17 protein-coding genes are annotated in these 17,902 nt (G+C 41.7%); all 17 read left to right on the forward strand.

Features of this window, described 5'->3' with window-relative positions; translation table 11 throughout:
- Position 1 precedes the first annotated feature (1 nt).
- The 17 genes from KE531_16450 (at position 2) to KE531_16530 (ending at position 17,882) form a co-directional block, all read left to right on the forward strand.
- The gene (locus tag KE531_16450) at positions 2 to 1,036 is read left to right on the forward strand and encodes a glycosyltransferase family 2 protein (protein ID MBR9955183.1); all 1,035 of its coding nucleotides are present in this window, start codon (positions 2 to 4) and stop codon (positions 1,034 to 1,036) included.
- Entirely contained in the window at positions 1,033 to 2,295 is a 1,263-nt protein-coding gene (locus tag KE531_16455) for an O-antigen ligase family protein (protein MBR9955184.1), read from the forward strand. The genes KE531_16450 and KE531_16455 overlap by 4 nt, the downstream gene beginning before the upstream one ends.
- Before the next feature lie 34 nt (positions 2,296 to 2,329).
- Positions 2,330 to 3,619 carry an oligosaccharide repeat unit polymerase gene (locus KE531_16460; GenBank protein ID MBR9955185.1) on the forward strand — a complete coding sequence of 430 codons (1,290 nt, stop codon included), beginning with the start codon at positions 2,330 to 2,332 and terminating at the stop codon, positions 3,617 to 3,619.
- Between the two features lie 19 nt (positions 3,620 to 3,638).
- Positions 3,639 to 4,856 (forward strand): polysaccharide pyruvyl transferase family protein, encoded by a 1,218-nt coding sequence (locus KE531_16465; protein MBR9955186.1) that lies wholly within the window; start codon positions 3,639 to 3,641, stop codon positions 4,854 to 4,856.
- A gap of 30 nt (positions 4,857 to 4,886) precedes the next feature.
- Complete coding sequence (locus KE531_16470) at positions 4,887 to 5,876, forward strand: nitroreductase family protein (GenBank protein ID MBR9955187.1); 990 nt, start codon at positions 4,887 to 4,889, stop codon at positions 5,874 to 5,876.
- 27 nt (positions 5,877 to 5,903) lie between these two features.
- Positions 5,904 to 7,325, forward strand: coding sequence for an oligosaccharide flippase family protein (locus KE531_16475; GenBank protein MBR9955188.1), 1,422 nt, complete (start codon positions 5,904 to 5,906; stop codon positions 7,323 to 7,325).
- Between the two features lie 28 nt (positions 7,326 to 7,353).
- Entirely contained in the window at positions 7,354 to 8,271 is a 918-nt protein-coding gene (locus KE531_16480) for a glycosyltransferase (GenBank protein ID MBR9955189.1), read from the forward strand.
- Between the two features lie 2 nt (positions 8,272 to 8,273).
- Positions 8,274 to 9,182: a hypothetical protein gene (locus KE531_16485; protein ID MBR9955190.1), complete on the forward strand. Its 909-nt coding sequence runs from the start codon at positions 8,274 to 8,276 to the stop codon at positions 9,180 to 9,182.
- 196 nt (positions 9,183 to 9,378) lie between these two features.
- On the forward strand, positions 9,379 to 10,884 hold the full coding sequence (locus tag KE531_16490; GenBank protein MBR9955191.1) for an SIR2 family protein: 1,506 nt from the start codon (positions 9,379 to 9,381) through the stop codon (positions 10,882 to 10,884).
- A gap of 95 nt (positions 10,885 to 10,979) precedes the next feature.
- Positions 10,980 to 11,612, forward strand: coding sequence for a tetratricopeptide repeat protein (locus KE531_16495; GenBank protein ID MBR9955192.1), 633 nt, complete (start codon positions 10,980 to 10,982; stop codon positions 11,610 to 11,612).
- A 127-nt stretch (positions 11,613 to 11,739) separates the two neighbouring features.
- Complete coding sequence (locus KE531_16500; GenBank protein ID MBR9955193.1) at positions 11,740 to 12,456, forward strand: hypothetical protein; 717 nt, start codon at positions 11,740 to 11,742, stop codon at positions 12,454 to 12,456.
- 241 nt (positions 12,457 to 12,697) lie between these two features.
- Positions 12,698 to 13,072, forward strand: a complete 375-nt coding sequence (locus tag KE531_16505; protein ID MBR9955194.1) for a hypothetical protein — start codon at positions 12,698 to 12,700, stop codon at positions 13,070 to 13,072.
- 28 nt (positions 13,073 to 13,100) lie between these two features.
- Entirely contained in the window at positions 13,101 to 14,309 is a 1,209-nt protein-coding gene (locus KE531_16510) for a hypothetical protein (protein ID MBR9955195.1), read from the forward strand.
- Complete coding sequence (locus tag KE531_16515; protein MBR9955196.1) at positions 14,254 to 15,195, forward strand: hypothetical protein; 942 nt, start codon at positions 14,254 to 14,256, stop codon at positions 15,193 to 15,195. Before KE531_16510 ends, KE531_16515 begins: the two co-directional genes overlap by 56 nt.
- A gap of 214 nt (positions 15,196 to 15,409) precedes the next feature.
- Entirely contained in the window at positions 15,410 to 15,592 is a 183-nt protein-coding gene (locus KE531_16520; protein MBR9955197.1) for a hypothetical protein, read from the forward strand.
- Between the two features lie 73 nt (positions 15,593 to 15,665).
- A complete protein-coding gene (locus tag KE531_16525; GenBank protein ID MBR9955198.1) occupies positions 15,666 to 17,078 on the forward strand; it encodes a hypothetical protein in 1,413 nt (470 codons plus the stop codon).
- An 18-nt stretch (positions 17,079 to 17,096) separates the two neighbouring features.
- Positions 17,097 to 17,882 (forward strand): suppressor of fused domain protein, encoded by a 786-nt coding sequence (locus KE531_16530; GenBank protein ID MBR9955199.1) that lies wholly within the window; start codon positions 17,097 to 17,099, stop codon positions 17,880 to 17,882.
- The last annotated feature ends 20 nt before the right edge of the window (positions 17,883 to 17,902 follow it).

A 17,902-nucleotide genomic window follows, 5' to 3' on the forward strand; every position in this document is an offset into this window, starting at 1 on the left:
CATGGCAGAGTCTTTCGTGAGCATCATCGTTCCGGTTTATAAGGTGCCGGAGCAATATTTAAGAAAGTGTATAGAAAGCATAATGGCACAGACATTGAAAGAAATTGAAATCCTTTTAGTGGATGACGGTTCTCCTGACCAGTGTGGAAGCATTTGTGAGTCCTATGCGAAGCAGGATTCACGAATCAGGGTCTTGCGTAAGAAAAACGGCGGCTTATCTTCTGCGCGAAACTATGGCAGCAAGGCTGCGGCTGGCGAATGGATTATGTTCGTGGACGGTGACGATTGGATCGAGCCGGATATGTGCCAGACGATGTACAAGGTGGGCAAAGAAAAGAACGTCCAGCTTGTTATGTGCGGCATTATGAAGGACTATGGAAAGTCCGCGACAAAATATAAATTCTATCTGGAAGATGGCAAAATCTATCAAGGGCAAGAGTGTAAATGGCTTCAACAGCAACTTTTGGTTTATAACGGCAACATTGCGGTAGCCTATTCCAAGCTGATACAGCGAAAAATGCTGATAGACAATGACATTTTTCACGATGAAGTGCTGAGGCAGGGTGCTGAGGGTTTGGAGTTTAACCTGCGGCTATTTGAAAAGCTGCAGAGCGCAGTGTTTATCAATAAACCATTCTACCATTACATATATAACGAAAATTCTATTTCTGCTTCTCACAACGAAGCCAACCACGAGTTTGTCATCAGGTGTTTTGAAAAGATAAAGGCATTTATTGACACCTCGGACAATGCAGAAATGTTAAAGCCTTGGTTTGATAACCGACTTTTGTATGTAATCGTTACAACAGCTATAAGCGGATATTTTAACCCAACGAATACAGAACCGTATGTGGACAAGAAACGAAAATATGCCGCTTATCTTGAGAAGCCAATTGTTAAAGAGGCATTACAAACAAAGAATACGGCAGGTATTGGACAGCAAAGAAAAGTGGTTCTTTTCTTCATTAAGCATCGGATGTTTGCAATGTTGGATTTGATGGGGAAAATGAGAAAGTGGCAGAAGGAGCATAAATGAAAGTTAAAGTAAGCACATCGGGGACAGCATTTGCTTTGTGTCTTCTCTATGTCTTAATGAGACCGTTTCTTACAAACTATATAACACCTTTGTATAAGTATCTATTCATTCTTTTACTGCTTGTTGGCTTGGGTGTGGCACTGGTACACAAGAGTACAATCATGAAAATAGGGTCGCTTGAAATGACGCTGTGTTTAGCGTTCTATATTTATGCACTATTGAATGCTGCATTTTTGGGAGGCCAGGAACTGCTGGGGTATACCTTTGAAAGATATATCTTTTATACAGTTCCTCTGTTTGTTTTTGCATATTTTGGAAACAAAATAAATTGGGACAGAGTTTTTGCTTTTTTAATGTGGTTTGGAATTATAGATTCGGCAATATCTTTGATAGAATTTATAACAAAGAAGCAAATGTTTCCTATGTCCAATGGCGAAAGTAATGTTGAAATGATCACGATGGCAGGGACTAAAATCCTAAGAACATACGGATTACAAGGAAATTATTTTCTTTTGGCAGAAATATTGTGCGTGTGCGGACTGGCATCACTTTGGCTATATGAAAAAAAGAATCAAAAAGTATATTTTTATAGTTTCTTATTTATAAGTGTTGGAATTTTATCAACAGGTTCAAGAGGGTATTATGTTTCTTATGGGGGTGCAATGGTCTTCATGTATTTATACATTCGAAAAAGAAGAGGACTCAATGTAAACACCTTAATTAAAACACTTGTCTTCTTCGTGACGATTTTGATATTGCTGTACATTTTGTTTTTTACAAATGTTATAACGGGCATAGGCTTTGTGGATTCAATTCTATCCAGAATTAGGATGATTACCGATTGGACGGGCGATAGTTCTAATTCGGCAAGAATTGAACATTGGATAAATGCATTGAAACGCTGGAAAGAAAATCCGCTTTTTGGTAACGGTGCTTGTTGTACAGATACCCGCTATTCAAAATATGTGGCGGTTACAGAAAGCGGAATCTTAAAGAGACTTGTAGAATTAGGAATATTTGGAACAGCATTGCAATATCTCACAATGTTTGTGCCATTGCGACAAAGTATTATAAAGAAGAGAAAGGGAACATTAACTGAAGACGCTCCTTGTTTGTACGGAATTTTAGTTTGTTTTTTTATAGAAGATATAGTTTTACAACGCTATACAGCTCTTGAGTATACCATAATTTCATGGACAGCTTTATCGTTGCTGGCGTATACAAATAAAAGAGAGTCAAAACATGAGGAAAGCCTCTGATAGAATTCATGCACATAGAAAGGAATACTGAAAAATGCTGGGGTTGTGCTTAATATTAGCATTGAACATAATGCTTTCCTATTACATCTTTAAACGAGATGCCTTTTCTTGTTCTTTTTTGCTTTTTGCAGGATACTATATGAGTGCTTTATTTGCACTACTTAATGTCAATACTTGGGGAACAAAAATTAGTATAAAGTTAGCATTTGTGCTATGTGTGGGTTGGATGTCGTTTTTATGCGGTGAATTATTTGTAAAGAAACTGATGTATCATAATAGATGGCAATGTGATGAAGCTCATGAATTAAAAGAAATTCGCTTTCAACCGATGATGTTATATTTTGTTATAGCATTAAATTTGCTTATAACTTTTATGCTATATAGAGAAGTTTCATCAATAGCTCAGATGGGGGGGGGTAATGCGGGAATAATTGCCAGTTATAAACAAAACTCATTAGATTATTCGTTGAGTGGAACAGTAACGCAAGCAATGAAGATCACAAAGGCATATGCTTTTATTTGTGGATGCATATTTTGTAATAATATTTGTGTGCGTCAATACACACGGAGGAAAGTGTTCAAACAGATATGGCTGTTAGTTCCGGGAGTGATCTATTGCATACAATGTATTATGAAAGGTGGACGCTTTAATGTTATAGCATTTATTATTGCTATGCTATTCTATCTGTATTTTGCGCTCCAATATAAAAGCAATTGGAGATATAGAATTGAACTTAAAAATTTAGCTAAAGTCGTGATTGCTGCAATACTCATTGTTTATCTGTTTTGGTTTTATAAAGAATTTGTTGGGCGTACAAGTGAGGCTTCTTTGTTCGAGTATATTTCTCAATATATCGGCGGCCCATATGAATTATTTAATCAATTTATACAAAGCGGTTCAACGAACGCAGGAAATGAAACTTTTGCAGGTATGGTGACATCAATAAACAAAATTTTGGGCACAAATTTAAAAAGTCTAATCTACCATGAATTTAGATTTACATCTACAGGGATTATGTTAGGAAACGCTTATTCCGGAATACGAAATTATTATTCTGATTTTGGAATAATTGGCGTTATACTAATGTGCTTTAATTTATCAGCGATTTTTAATCTTATTTATTGCCGCTTGTCAAAATCGAATAATATTTACAAGCACTGTTTCGGGCTTATATTGTATGGAAGTTTGATTTACTGCATTATATTCCACTTCTTTACAGATTATTTCTTTGCAAGATTGTCCGTTGGGTGGTTTATTGAAGTATTGATAATGTATATATGTTTTTATATGATGACAAAAGTTCGATTCGAATTTGGAAAATAGAAAAGGAGAAAGAGCATATATGAAGATTTTTATTATCCATGCACATACAGCAAACCGTGGCGATGAAGCTGCTGTTAAAGCGATGGTGGATGAGATTTTGATAGCACGACCCGAAACGGAAATAACGATAGCTATAAATGGAAAAACTTTTTATCCGTCTATGAATCCAAAAGCAAAACAGATTGGACGTTTCCCGGCAGTACATTCTATTGCTGCGAAATTAGAATATCCTTTGTTTGTAAAAAGTTGCGGGAAAATTCGCTTTACAAAAGCAGGTAAGGACTTTTATTCTGCATTGAAAGAAGCAGACTTAGTAATTCATGCACCGGGAGGACCGAGTATTGGCGATATTTATCATGATGCGGAAGATACTTATCTTGATCGATTGAATATTGCAAGAACGCTGGGGAAAAAATATATGTTTTATGCGCCTTCAATGGGGCCATTTAATGATGAAACTCGAAACAAAAAGCGAAAAGAAATTCTAATGGGGGCGCAGAGAGTCATTTTGCGTGATCCGATTTCTTTCAATTTAGTGAAAGAATTTTGTCCAGAGTGTCATCCACAACTGGCGTTGGATTCGGCATTTCAACACGAGGTAAACACTGAGCAAAACGCGATAAAGCTTAAGGCATATACTTCACTCAGTGAATTTCTTGGCAAACATGAAAAAAATATAGGGATTACAATTACAGATTTAATGTGGCATCCTAAATACGGGAAAACGAATATATCTATAAAAATTAAAGCAGAGTTTCAAAAATTTATTGATTATCTTGATAGTAAAGGCTATGGTGTGGTTTTCATCCCTCAATTGTATGGTAGTGGAAATGATAGCACTTTAATGGAAGAATTCGTTACAGATAAGAACGGATTTGTTATTGAATCTGACGATGACAGATATGATACATACTTTCAACAGTATGTAATTGGAAGATTAACTGCTGTTGTTGGAATGCGGTATCATAGTAATATTTTTTCCGCTAAAATGGAAACTCCTTTCGTATCCATATCTTATGAGCAGAAAATGGCGGGATTTATGGAAAGTGCTGGGCTTACAGAATATTGTATAACGGTTCAAGATTTGTCTAATGATATACTTATAGAAAAATTTGAGTATATGATGTCGCATTATCGTGAATATAAAGATGCACTTATTGCAAAACATTACGAGTGGAAAGATAAGGCTTATAGTTCTACACACACTGTCTTTGATATATTAGATGCGAAGCCTTGATTTATTATTTTTTAAGGGGTGAATAATATTATGAGCAATATAACCCGTTTTAAAAGCAGCCTAAAGATTTTTGCTGATCGACTTAAGATGTTTTCAGAATTTTATGCGGATTATAGAAATTACAAACGGTGGAATTATAATAATCCAAAAGTTAAGACCAGAGCTGCACAAGAATCAAAGATGCTTCGCCAGACACACATGATTGAAAAGGGAATGTCGCTATCAAATCCACGCAAAGGATTTGGCCAAGAAAAAATATCGGCCTTGTTCGATATGATGGATGAGTATTTAAGCATGGGATTCCCGACTGATGGTATGCCATTTCAGGATGCAATATGTGTACTTAATGGATATGTTGAAGAGCAAAAAAAGGTTGGTTATGAAAATTTGAAAATGATTGAAAAATTAAAACAGTATGATAAATGCCGCGTACAGGGGCTTGGCGCTGGGATAGTTTATGATACTAAGGAAAATTTGATGGCTCATGCTGATGAGCCGTTTCCGGACTTCTTTTATAGTAGGCATTCTATGAGGCAATTCTCTTCACAGACTGTTTCCATAGAAGATATAAGAAAAGCCATTAAAGTTGCTCAAAAGGCACCTACGGCGTGTAACCGTCAAGCCACAAAAGTGTATATGTATTCTGATGAAGCTACGAATAGGCATTTGGGAGAACTCATTGCTGGAAACACAGGGTTTGATTCGGAAGTAAAAAATTATTTAGTTGTAACTGCGGATGTTTCTGCATTTTATGATACCTTTGAGCGAAACCAGGTTTATGTTGAGGCTGGACTTTTTTCTATGGCATTAGTGGAGGCTCTTCATTATTATGGAATAGGTAGCTGTATTTTACAGAACGGTGAATACAAAAAGAAAAACAAGCAGTTCAAGGATATTTGCAAAAACATTCCAGAAAACGAAAGAATTATATTATTTGTTGCTGTTGGTTACTATAAAGATAAATTTTCGTATGCCGTTTCACTTCGTAAAAGAGTTGAAGATATTTTTATTGTGAAATGAATAGTATAAGGGTGGTGAGTTTATTAAATGGTTGATCGGAATAAAGAACTTGCAAAAAATACAATCATTCTTGGGATCGGGCAGTTGATTCCAAAATTTCTTTCGCTTATTTTGCTCCCGCTTTTGACGGCATATTTGACGACAGAAGAATATGGCAATTACGATCTGATTTTGAGTATTGCCAGCCTTTTGATTCCTGTGGTTACACTGCAAATACAACAAGCAGTTTTTAGATACCTGCTTTCTTCTTCAGATGATACAAACCGAAAGAAATATGTAACCGGTGCAGTTTTATATATTATTGTCTCTTCATTGGTTTGTTATCCAGTTGTTTTTTTGTGTCTGCGTCTTTATGGAATTAAGCCGACAAACAGTTTGATGATTTGTCTCCTTTTTGGAAGTGAAGCAGTATATACACTGTTTGGACAAATCGTCAGAGGACTTGGCTTTAATATTAAGTATTCCTTAAGCGTAGTTATCTACTCTGCTGCAAATTTGGGATTTACAGCTATAATGCTTATGGGCCTACATCTTGGGCTTTTGGGTGTTTTGATTTCGCTTATGCTTGGTTACATAAGTGCAGACCTCTTTATGTTGTTTTCATCGGGTATGCTGGATTACATTGATTTTCATGAGTTTAATAAACCAGCCTTAAAACAATTGATACAGTTTTCTGCTCCGATTGTTCCAAGTTCAATTGCGTTGTGGGTCGTCAATCTTTCTGATCGACTAATTATAATTCATTTTCTTGGTTCTGCGGCGAATGGAATATATGCGGTGGCAAATAAAATTCCATCACTTTATAGCACAGCGTATAATATTTTTAATCTGGCGTGGACTGAGACTGCTGTCAAGGTATCTGATGATGGAAATCCGGCTGCGTACTACAGTAAATTGTTTCATGTGCTATTTAAGTTTTTGATTGGTGTTATGCTTGCTTTGATTGCTTTGACCCCTGTGATTTTTGCCGTTTTGGTTAAAGGAGACTATGGCGTTGCAATTTATCAAGTCCCAATTCTGTATTTTGGAATATTTTTCAACAGCTTGGTGAATTTTTACAGTGGTATTTATATTGCATTAAAAAGAACAAAGCAGGTGGGATATTCTTCTGCGGCGGGCGCAGTGCTTAATGTAGCGATGAATCTTGCTTTAGTCAAGCAAATTGGATTGTATGCTGCATCAATCAGCACAGCAGTTTCCTTTTTCGTCATTGTTATTTATAGGGCGTTGGATTTGAATAAGGCTATTAAGATTAAATATTACTTTAAGGAAATCGCTATTGGAGCAATTTGCTTTGTGATTTCCAGCGTTTGTTTGTTTTTTAATAGCACTCTGTTGCTTATTTTATGTTGGGCAATTGCTATTATCTACAATTTGACGCAGAACATGGGCTTTATTAGAAAGATACTTTCCATGATTGTGGCGCGCACTATGATGAGTAAAAAGTAATGAGTGATAAATTCAGAGGATAAAACAAATGAAAACATCTGTTGTAATGACTACATACAATGGCAGGCGTTTCTTAATACCAATGCTTGATTCTCTGCGGGATCAAACCAGAAAAATTGATGAAGTCTTGATTTTTGATGATAGATCATCGGATGATACTGTGAATATACTCAACAATTATATCAAAGATAATTGTTTGAGCGGATGGAAAGTAAAGGTCAATAAAAAAAATCTGGGCTGGGAGCAAAACTTTGTACAGGCTCTTATGTCAGCAACGGGAGATGTGATATTCCCTTGCGATCAGGATGATATTTGGCATCTTGATAAAGTGGAGAAGATGACGGCTGCATTTGAAGAAAATGATGATATTTGGCTTCTGGTATCTGGCTATCACGCTTTTAGCGAGTGTGGAGGGAAAATGGCAGTCCAACAGAAAGTGAGAACTGAACGCAAGAGTTTGATAAGTAAAGTAATGTTTGACGAAAAGTATTATCAGATTCTGCGCCCTGGCTGTACGATGGCAATAAGGAAAAACATATTGCGGATTTTTGAGATGCTATGGACACCTGGTACTCCGCATGATGCGATTCTTTGGGGAATAGCATCTATAATCGGAAGATTATACTTATATGATGATACCTTTATTGAGTATCGGCGACATGACAACAATGCTTCAAAAGAAATATCACACGGATATAAATATAAAGTGAATGAGATATATAGAACGAGAAAGTTAAATAAATGGTATTTGAAGTCGGACTATTTTGACGAAGGAAAACGGGCTATTGTTGATGAATGCAACCGTTGGTGTGATTTTAGAGAAGAATTGCTCGTAAAAAAGAGACTGCTATATTGGTTTAAGCTCTTCCCGTTAAGAAAACATTATTTGACAAGGAAAAAATATATAGGTGATTTATATTATTTTACAAAAAAGGATGGGGTTTAAGTATGGGAAAACACGCTTATCTTATTATGGCGCATGGATTGATAGATCAGTTGTGTATGCTAATTAAAGCAATCGATGATGAGCGTAATGACATTTATTTGCACTTGGATGGTAAGTGCAGGGATGATTTATCTGCTTTGCAAAATTTGTGTCTACGAGGAAATTTGATTTTTACGAAAAGACGTAATGTTTCGTGGGGGGGGGCAAGCCAAATAGATGCAGAATTTATTCTCTTAGAAGCGGCTGTTGAAAACGGGCCGTATGATTTTTATCATTTAATTACGGGCGTTGATTTTCCCCTTGCTTCGCAGAATGAAATTTTAGCCTTTTACGACAAGCATCCGAATACTCAGTTTATTAGTTGCAGGTCAATTGAGGGCGAAGAGTCAAATTATTTAAATCGAATAAGATTTTTCTATCCGTTTCAGGAAGTCTTTTCACGGCAGAGTTTTTGGGGAAAGGTTTCAAGAAAAGTTGGGGTAAGCCTTCAAGAATTCTTACATATAAACCGATTGGATTCTTCTATAACATATGGTGTGGGTTCGGCATATTTTGATATAACGGATGATTTTGCTCGATATGTGCTAAGTCGAAGACAGTGGGCAAGTGAACACTTTAAAAAGACTTTATGTGCGGATGAGATTTTTCTTCAAACAATTTATCTTAATTCACCATTTTATCAAGAGGACATTCATCGATATAAATCCAATCTTGCAGATAATAAGTATATCAAGCGTACATATTTAGACGTGAACCGAGCGATTGATTGGACTCGTGGCAATCCATACACTTTTGGAATTTCGGACAAGGAAATGCTGCTTTCTTCGCACTGCTTCTTTGCTCGAAAATTTGACGAGAGAATTGATAAAGAAATTATTAACTTCCTTTATCAGCACTTGATTAACGATTGAAAATTGGCATCAGGCATTTTATGTTACCAAAAGGGCAAGCAGTTCAAAATCCCATTTAATCCATAATAGATAAAAACACCGATAAACTTGCTCTCGAATTCACAAAATTAAAATAATTTTTATCGAAAGACTCGCATCAACATGTTACCTTCCAATCCCACAATGAAATCCCACCACAATTCAAAAGGAGTCACTCATGAGCACAGAACATGCAAAAGAAAATGAATTAGAAAAATTACTATCCTGCCATCCGTCCAACAAAGAAAATTTCTATCAGCTTGCCCGTCTCATGAAACGCGGCGTAGTAATCCCATTTATCGGCGCAGGCTTCTCTATGAATTTTGGTTACCAGGGGTGGAGCGAGTTCCTGAAAGAACAAGCGAAAGAACAAAAATTGCCGCAGATAGAGATGAAAGTGGAAAAGAACGAATACGAAAATGCCGCCAGCATATTAAAAGATAATCTTCAAGGTAATATTTTTGAATACCTTATGCTGCGGGAATTTGACTCGCGCATTTATAAGGGGACGTCGTCTGCTAAAGAGCTGGATGCATTTCCAATCCTTTTTAAAAATCTCATGATCACAACGAATTTCGATGAGGTTCTTGAGATGCTGTATTCAAAGGTCAATGGGGAATATATTGCAAAAGTCACTCCAAACTCCATCCAAAATGCGAATTTGATTTATAGAAGAATTGCGTATGGAGAACCGACGTTGATAAAGCTTCATGGGGATGTGGCGCTCAGAGAGTTTGTGCTGACAAAGGAGAGCTATGATAAGTGCTATGGAAAAAACATTCCGGATCTTCGGCTGCCGGTGCCTTCTTTTTTGAAAAACATTCTTCTGTCGAGAGTTCTCCTGTTCCTTGGATGCAGTTTGGAACAGGATCGTACGCTGAAGATTATCGAAGCGGTTCAGAATGAGGGGAGTATATCTTTTGCACTTTTGCCGCTTCTAAAAGGAACAGAAAACCCAAATGACGCTTGGAGGCCCAATCTTACCAGGGAAAAAGGGAATCAAAAGGTTGAAATAGCTCCGCTTAAGGAGAGAACGGACTTCTTGCATGAACATAATATCATCCCCATTTGGTATCCCAAGGGTAAAGGTGCGGAGGCCCTGAGAATTTTTTTTGCGGGACTGATGGAGCTGGTTATGCCAGCGCTTTCGTTCAGTACCACGGAATTGAGAAGAAGAGTGGATTTTTTGACAAAAGAAGATGCATTGATTGATCACGGCAGGCTCTATGGTAACCACATGGAAGCGGAGGAAATTTTACGAAAAAATAGTTTTCAGTTTAATGATAGCTACAACATTAAGATATTGAAAAAAATCAAGGAATTTTACGCGATCAACGGTTACATATATGAGCGAAAAGAACTAATAAAGGATTTGCTGGCAGCCATCAGAAGAGTTTATGGCGAAGTCAGTATTGAAATGTGTGAAAGTTATCATGATTTAGGATATACATTTGAGAGATATCAATATTACAGTCTGATGCTGCTGACCATGGAACACGGAGTGGAGCTTTTTGAAGAGTACAAATTGAAAAATAAAGACAAGGAGAAAAAAGAAGAGAAGGAAAAAAAGAAGAGAAGGAAAAAGAGATTCTCAATGCTGCGGCATATTTCTACATTTCCCTGGCCTACGCGTATCTGCAAAATGGAAACGAAGAATCAGCAAAAAACTATTACAAAAAGGTAGAGGATATAAAAAACAATCATTTATTGAAACGTGATCATCGGGCATTTATATATAATGGCTTAAGTCGTTATTATATGTTAAAAAAGGAATCAAAAATGGCATTGGATTCCCTTGATGAAGCATTAAAAATCAGGCAAAAACTGAGAGACGACGAAGATGAAAATTTAACATCACATATTATAAACACGCATTCCAACAAGATACGGATTTATTTGGAGTTGGATTTGGTAGAAGAAGCGAATAAAGAATATCTGTCTTGTATGGAAGAACCGAATATCCAAGAACGTCTAAAAACGAGTCCTGGAGCAAATCGAAGAATCCTATCAGACTATGGCGATATTCTAGCAAGAGAAAAGAAATATAAAGAAGCAGTTGAGCAATATCAAAAAGCTTTAGATGTCAGAAAGTATGTACGCGTGGAGGACGACCGCATTGCAGCGTCTACATATAGGAAGATTGCAGAATGTCTCGCTCATGACAATGATCAGAGAGAGGAGGCACTGGAATATTATATTCAGTCATTATTGGTATATAGAATACTGCCAAGGGCGGAAAAAGAGATTTCTCAGCTCGAAGCGAAAATTGAAGAACTTTCAACCGCTCTCGGCTATACGCAGGTCTCCATAGAACAGCGTATAGAGGCGCAAAGAAACGTGAAATCGTTCCGCTTGGATTCCAAAATTCAGGAACGGGAAGATGAATTGATACAGTACTTTGGATTAGCATAATGATATTCCTAAAGGGCTTTCACTTTAAATCCTTAATATACAGTAGAATTTTTTATACGGTCTGCACTATATTGAGACTGAGCACAACAGATGGAAACATATACTTACTGAGAAAGAGGTGCCTTATATGTCAAAGAAACACCAGGTTACTCCTAAAACTGCATCCGATAAAACAAGAAAAAACCATTTACAGGAACTGCCGCCAGCCTCCAACACTTCAGAAGCTGCCAATGAAGAATACAAACTCATGCGGGAAGAAATCCTGCAATATATGGAAGAATATCAGACTGTCCGTAATATGATGTATGCAGTTACTGGCGTCATTTTGGGCTTTTCAGGTAAAATATGGGAGAATGATCCATATCTGTTTCTTCTTCCGCTGGTGGCAATTTTGCCATGCTATGTTCTTTATTATGATTATTGGAAAAATGTCGTGCGTGCCTCTGTGTATATTCAGCTATTTTTGGAAAAATCCACAGATGAGGACACGAAAAGAAGCAGCAATGTATCCGGCTATCGTTGGGAAGGAAGACTTAGAAAATTTTCGGAAAAATACGACCCATCAATCAGACCAAGATGGAAAGCCCAGCTTCTTTTCCATGCCCAGCAGCTCCCATACTTCCTATGCGCGGGCGTATGCCTGCTTCTTTTCATACTGAAAACAGTGGAACCCTCTTTTTGCGGCAATACAGGTACCCTTTCCATAAAGGCCGTGGATCTGTTGCTTTCAGTTGGTTTAATCATCCTCAGTTTTGTGATCTTTACAACCTTTTTCCAGGTAGACACAGAAGCGATTGAAGAAAAATGGCTGGAAGTAAAGCAGGAAGAATCCATAAAAGGCTAAAACCCTCCATTCGTCCGGCACCATTCCGCAAATGCAATTTTCAGAAACCGAGCCCCAGCCCAATCGTTTCCTTTCCCAGACCCCCCATTTTCCACATTGCCCCACCCCTCAATTTATGATAAGATATTAAACAAAGAAAGCAAAGCCACTCCCAAAGCCATGCAAAGCTCCCAAGCGCTTCTCACCGACTGCCAAGAGTGAATCTCTGAACCAATCAAAAAAGCAAAAGGAAAGTGATACCATGCAGTTCCAGGCCGCTCTGATTCTGGAAGGCGGGGCCAACAGGGGCGTATTTACGGCCGGGGTCCTTGATTTCTTCCAGAAGCATCAACTATATCTGCCATATGTGGCAGCCATATCGGTGGGAATATGCAATGCGATGGATTATACCTCACGCCAGCCGGGAAAGACAAGAAGCTGCATGATCCCCGCCGAAAGGAATGTGCCGCCGATTCACTGGTGTAATCTGTACAGAAAAGGCAGCGTGATTGACCTGGATCTGGTTTTCGGGGAGTATCCGAACCGTCTGGATCCCTTCGACTTTGCCGCTTTTCAGAACTCAGAAACCACATGTGAATTTGTAGTCACGAATTACAGGACAGGGATGGCCGAATAACCTTTCGGAACGGGAAAACAAAGAGCGCATGTTGGCAATCTGCCGGGCCAGATGCAGCATGCCGTATATTCTGCCAATGGAACCTGTGGGCGAGGAGTCGTATCTTGACGGTGGGATTTCGGATCCTCTCCCGGTTGATCATGCCAGACTGCGGGGATACGAGAAGGTGATTGTGATTCTGAAGCAAAGGAAAGGGTTTCTTCCTCATGGATTATGCTGCGAGCCGTATTTGATTAGGAGCATGTACCGCAAGTACCCGGCATTGAGCGAAGCACTGGGAATCAGGATCGAGCGATATAAGAGCCGGCTTTCTTACATAGAACGGCTTGAGAAGGCCGGAGCCATCTATGCGATCAGGCCGGAGAAAGTAGAAGCGAAAGCACTCTGCATGGATGAAGGAAAGTTAAAGTGCTTTTATATGCAGGGCTATGAGACGGCAGAAACGAATTTTGCCGCTGTTATGGATTATCTTAAGAAGTTTGCCGACCTGTGGCTTACATTTGGAACAGCACTTTTGGGAACGTCGGTGATTGGGGACATCGTGAAAGAAATCTATTCTGATTATACCCCGGCTTCCGCGTTGACACTGGCGCTTCTTGTGATAATTCTGGCAGTTTACTGCTATCTCTCCCGGGACAGAAAAATTGAGCCCTATAAAAGAACCAGAAACTTCGTTGGACTGTACAGTGCTGAAGGTTCCGGAGCTATCGAGGCAGATTTTGATAACGGGCTGATTGCACGGGAGGAAGAGGTCATCCGGCTTATCCAGGCGGTGGGGTATGCGTTTCAGGCGGGGCATGGACTCAGCGTTTGCCTGACAGGAAAAAGCGGATGCGGGAAATCTACGATCATCCATTTATTTGAACAGGACGAGCGCACAAAATCGAGCTTCCGAACCATCAATTACAGTGAACATTATCACTTCCTTTCCGATTATACCTTCCGGGATGGACTGACGGAAGCTGGCGGGGAGAGGATTGTTGTAATTCTCGATCAGTTTGAACGCTTTTTTCAGCTTCCGGCGGAGCAGCAGGAGAGCGCGGAAGAAGTTGTGAGAGATCTGGCAGGCAGAGGAGTGGTTGTCCATTTTTCCCTGCGCGAGGAATACCTTGCCCGCTTCCTGATGCGGTTTGAACCGGATGATCTTACACGCTGTACAGGAACTTACAGCGGCATTCTATATGAGCGAATCCCATTGCTTTTCCAGTACATTCATCTGTATCGGGGAAGATTCTGAACTGCCTCAGTCTGCACAGGAGGCCGAAGAGGGGACGATCAAACGTCTCTGCTTTCACGCGTTTGAAAAAGAGGGAGAGGTCATTGCCGGCATTGTCAAAGATATGGCCTTGATTCAAAAAGAAATCATCCTGAATATACTTGAAAATGAACATGCAAGATCCGGAAGTGTTTTGCATTTCTTAGGCAGAGACGAGCAGCAGTTAATGCGTATGTATTATGATACGCAGCTTTGCAGCACGGGAAACTATCTGGATGCCTCGAGGATTTTGTATCTGTTGAGCGTTGTCCGGCTGAATACGTTTTATTCCAGCAAAAGAAATATTGCGGAGGCACTGTGCCTCTCGGAAGACCGTTACGAAAAGCTGGATCCATGCTTAGAGTCGCTTTGTGAGCTCCAGCTGATCAAGAGAACGGTGCTTAACTCCAATGAATTCTTCGAGGCGGCTCATGACTATATTGCACAAAGCTATACGGTTTATGCGAATACGGAGCTTCAGATGGATGTAAAAGCCGGACTTGACGAATACCTTACAGAATTTCGGAATAAAAAAGTGCATAAAAGGAATTGGGAGGAAGAGCTGCCGCAGCCGGAGTTTAACCGAAAGAATGGCCGGGCATTGGCAGCCAGCAGGGAAGAACGAAGTAAAAAACGCAGGAGAGAAATGTGTTTTGCAAAAATCGTCGAACGGGGTTCTATCGCGTTTACAATCCTGTCATATTTCCTGATCCGGTACATCGTGGAACACGCAGGCGGAGCCGTTAAAGGGAATTACTCTGCGTTTCCGGCCCTCTCCCATGCCGTTTCCATCCGGCAAATCCCCTTGTCTGTCCTGTTTCTCGTTCTGGCGTCTCTGGTTTATGTTTATACCTTGTGTGAAACATAACCATGTACCATAAAGACAGGCAGAAAGGCTGCATAAAATTTTCCTACCCGACAGCATGCGCCACGGGCCTCCTTGCGATCCTTAAGTCGGACATCTGGCTTCTATTCCTCGGCATCGGCAACGCGGCGCAGGGAGCACCTGCTTCCTTATGAGCCTGGACAGGGATATGAACTCCCGAGGCCGAAATGAGTTCCGGCTGTACGGGCTGAAAACAATGGCAGTCGGATTTCTGCTTGCCGTTTTGGAAATATCGCTGCACGGCCCGGATGGCTTATCTGCCTATGTGTCTTTCATGAAAGCGACCCCCATGTCTGCCCTGCTCATCGACTCCTTCCGCCCCCATATGAACCGGGAGTTTTTCTATCCCCACCGGGCCCCCATCGAGGACAATATGTGAAGAAAGTGGATGACAGGAGAGCCTCTGTTGTAATACAATAAATCCATCATACAAAAAAGGAGGCCACCCACCCATGCAAATCCACTTCCAGGAAAACTGGGAAAAAACCCATTACGAATCCGACCGCATCCTAACCTTAGGCGACAACTCCATCCCCTACCACACCGTCTGCGAAGACAATTTCTTCTACGACGAAGAGGGAAAAGCCGTAGCGACCATCTATTCCTACGCCTACTTCCGAAGCGACGTCCCGAATCCGTCGGCGCGCCCGGTATTATTCGCCTACAACGGCGGCCCCGGCTCCGCAAGCCTCTGGCTGCACTTAGGGCTCGTAGGCCCAAGGCGCGTAAAGCTGGACGATGAAATCCATCTTCCCACCGTCCCGCCCTTTGAATTGGAGGACAACCCCAACTGCATCCTCGACATCTGCGACCTTGTAATCGTAGACATGGTTGGCACTGGACTCGGACGCCTGTTTGACGAAAAGGCAAAAGAGCAGTTTTACGGCTCCGACGCAGACATCCGCCAGCTTGCCATGTTTGTCGACGGCTGGCTCACCCGCTACGGCCGCCGCAACAGCCCCATCTTCCTGGCAGGCGAAAGCTACGGCACCGGCCGTTCCGCCCTTCTGGCGGCAGAACTTCTCGGCGGCGGCCCGGAAAACCAGGACACCCTGGGAATCTCCGTAAGCGGGATCATGCTTCTTGGCACGTACTTTTACCAGCCGACGCCTTTTCCGGAAACTGTCCTGAACCTGCCGTCCATGGCAGCCACAAATTGGTATCACAGCAAAGAAAAAACAGAAACACTCGACACCTTCGTGAAAAAAGCATACGACTTTGCCGGCGGCCCGTACCTGGCGGCCTACATCAAAGGCGACGCCGTCCCGGAAGAAGAAAAGCAGGCCGTGATTGAAGGGCTTGCAGCGCTTACTGGCTTAAAACGCCCCTATCTGGAGCAGAACTGGCAGAACATCGACATGCGCGAGTACATGAAGCGCCTTTTGGAGGACAAAAACCAGATTGTCGGCTTTTATGACAGCCGCTACGCATGGCCGGATCTTCCCGATGTGCCCGACGCCAACGTCATCGCCGACGATGCGGCCATGGGGCAGTACACGCCTGCCTACCAGGCCGGCTTTGCCCTTCTGCGGGACGAGTTAAACATCCAGGTGGAGCGCCGCAGCAAAGGCCTGGCCCACGGCGTCAACGTCCAGTGGGACAGGAAATTCAAACGGAACCCCGCCCAGGCACTGGCAGGCGCCATGCGCCGGAACCCGAGCCTGCGCGTGTTTTTTGCATCCGGCCTTTACGACCTGTGCACGACAGCCGGAAATGCCAGGTATCTGGCGACCCATTCCAGGCTGGATCCGTCCCGCGTCGTCATCGGAGAATACCCGTCCGGGCACATGGCATACCTGGGAAACGAAAGCGCGAAACTGCTGGGAGATGACCTGCGGGCATTTGTGGAGTCGGCGCTCTGTTAAACGCCGGAAAGGAGAAGCATGGGCTTTCTTGATAAAGTGAAAAAGAAGCTGGTACGGCCGCACACGGACGAGTTCACGCCGGGCGGCTCCGGCATTTACCGCTATGAAAATATAGAAGAGACAGGCTTCCGCCCGCCGAAAGCCTACGGTCAGTACGCCGAGGAAATCACCGCCCACTTTGAGGCCATGTTTCCCGGACGCAAAACCACCGTCTTTCACGAAATCCTGTCCGACCTGGTGCATATCGACGTCAACATCATGTATCCGTCCGAAAAAGGCCAGTTCTACGTCATGTACACGACAGGCATGAGCGACCTGCCCATGACGCTGCCGGAGGGCTATGAAGACCGGAAGGATCTCCAGTTTGCCGAGCTGTTCCTCTTTCTGCCGCCGGACTGGAAACCGGGGAATGAGGGGGAGCTGGACGTCAATATGGACGAAAAGGATTACTGGCCCATCCGCCTGATCAAATTCCTCGCAAGGTTCCCACATGAGTACAGCACATGGCTCGGGGGCGGGCACACGATGCCGAACGGCCCGGACTATGAGCCGCTTTGCGAGGGAACCGAAATGGGCGGCGTTGTACTCACGCAGTTCGGCGAAGACCTTGGCGGCTTTACGGCGGAAGACGGGATGCCGGTCAATCTTTTGATGGTGATCCCGGCTTACCGGGAAGAGATCGAATATAAATTAAAATACGGCATGAGCGCCCTCGACGAGGTCTTTTCGGAAAATAACCTCCCGATGGTTCTCGACATCAGCCGTCCCAACTACTGCAAAGACTTTAAAGAGCGGTTGGATTAAAGAAAACCAGGAGGAATGCA

It is taken from the genome of Eubacteriaceae bacterium Marseille-Q4139 (assembly GCA_018223415.1).
GTDB lineage: Bacteria > Bacillota > Clostridia > Lachnospirales > Lachnospiraceae > CABSIM01.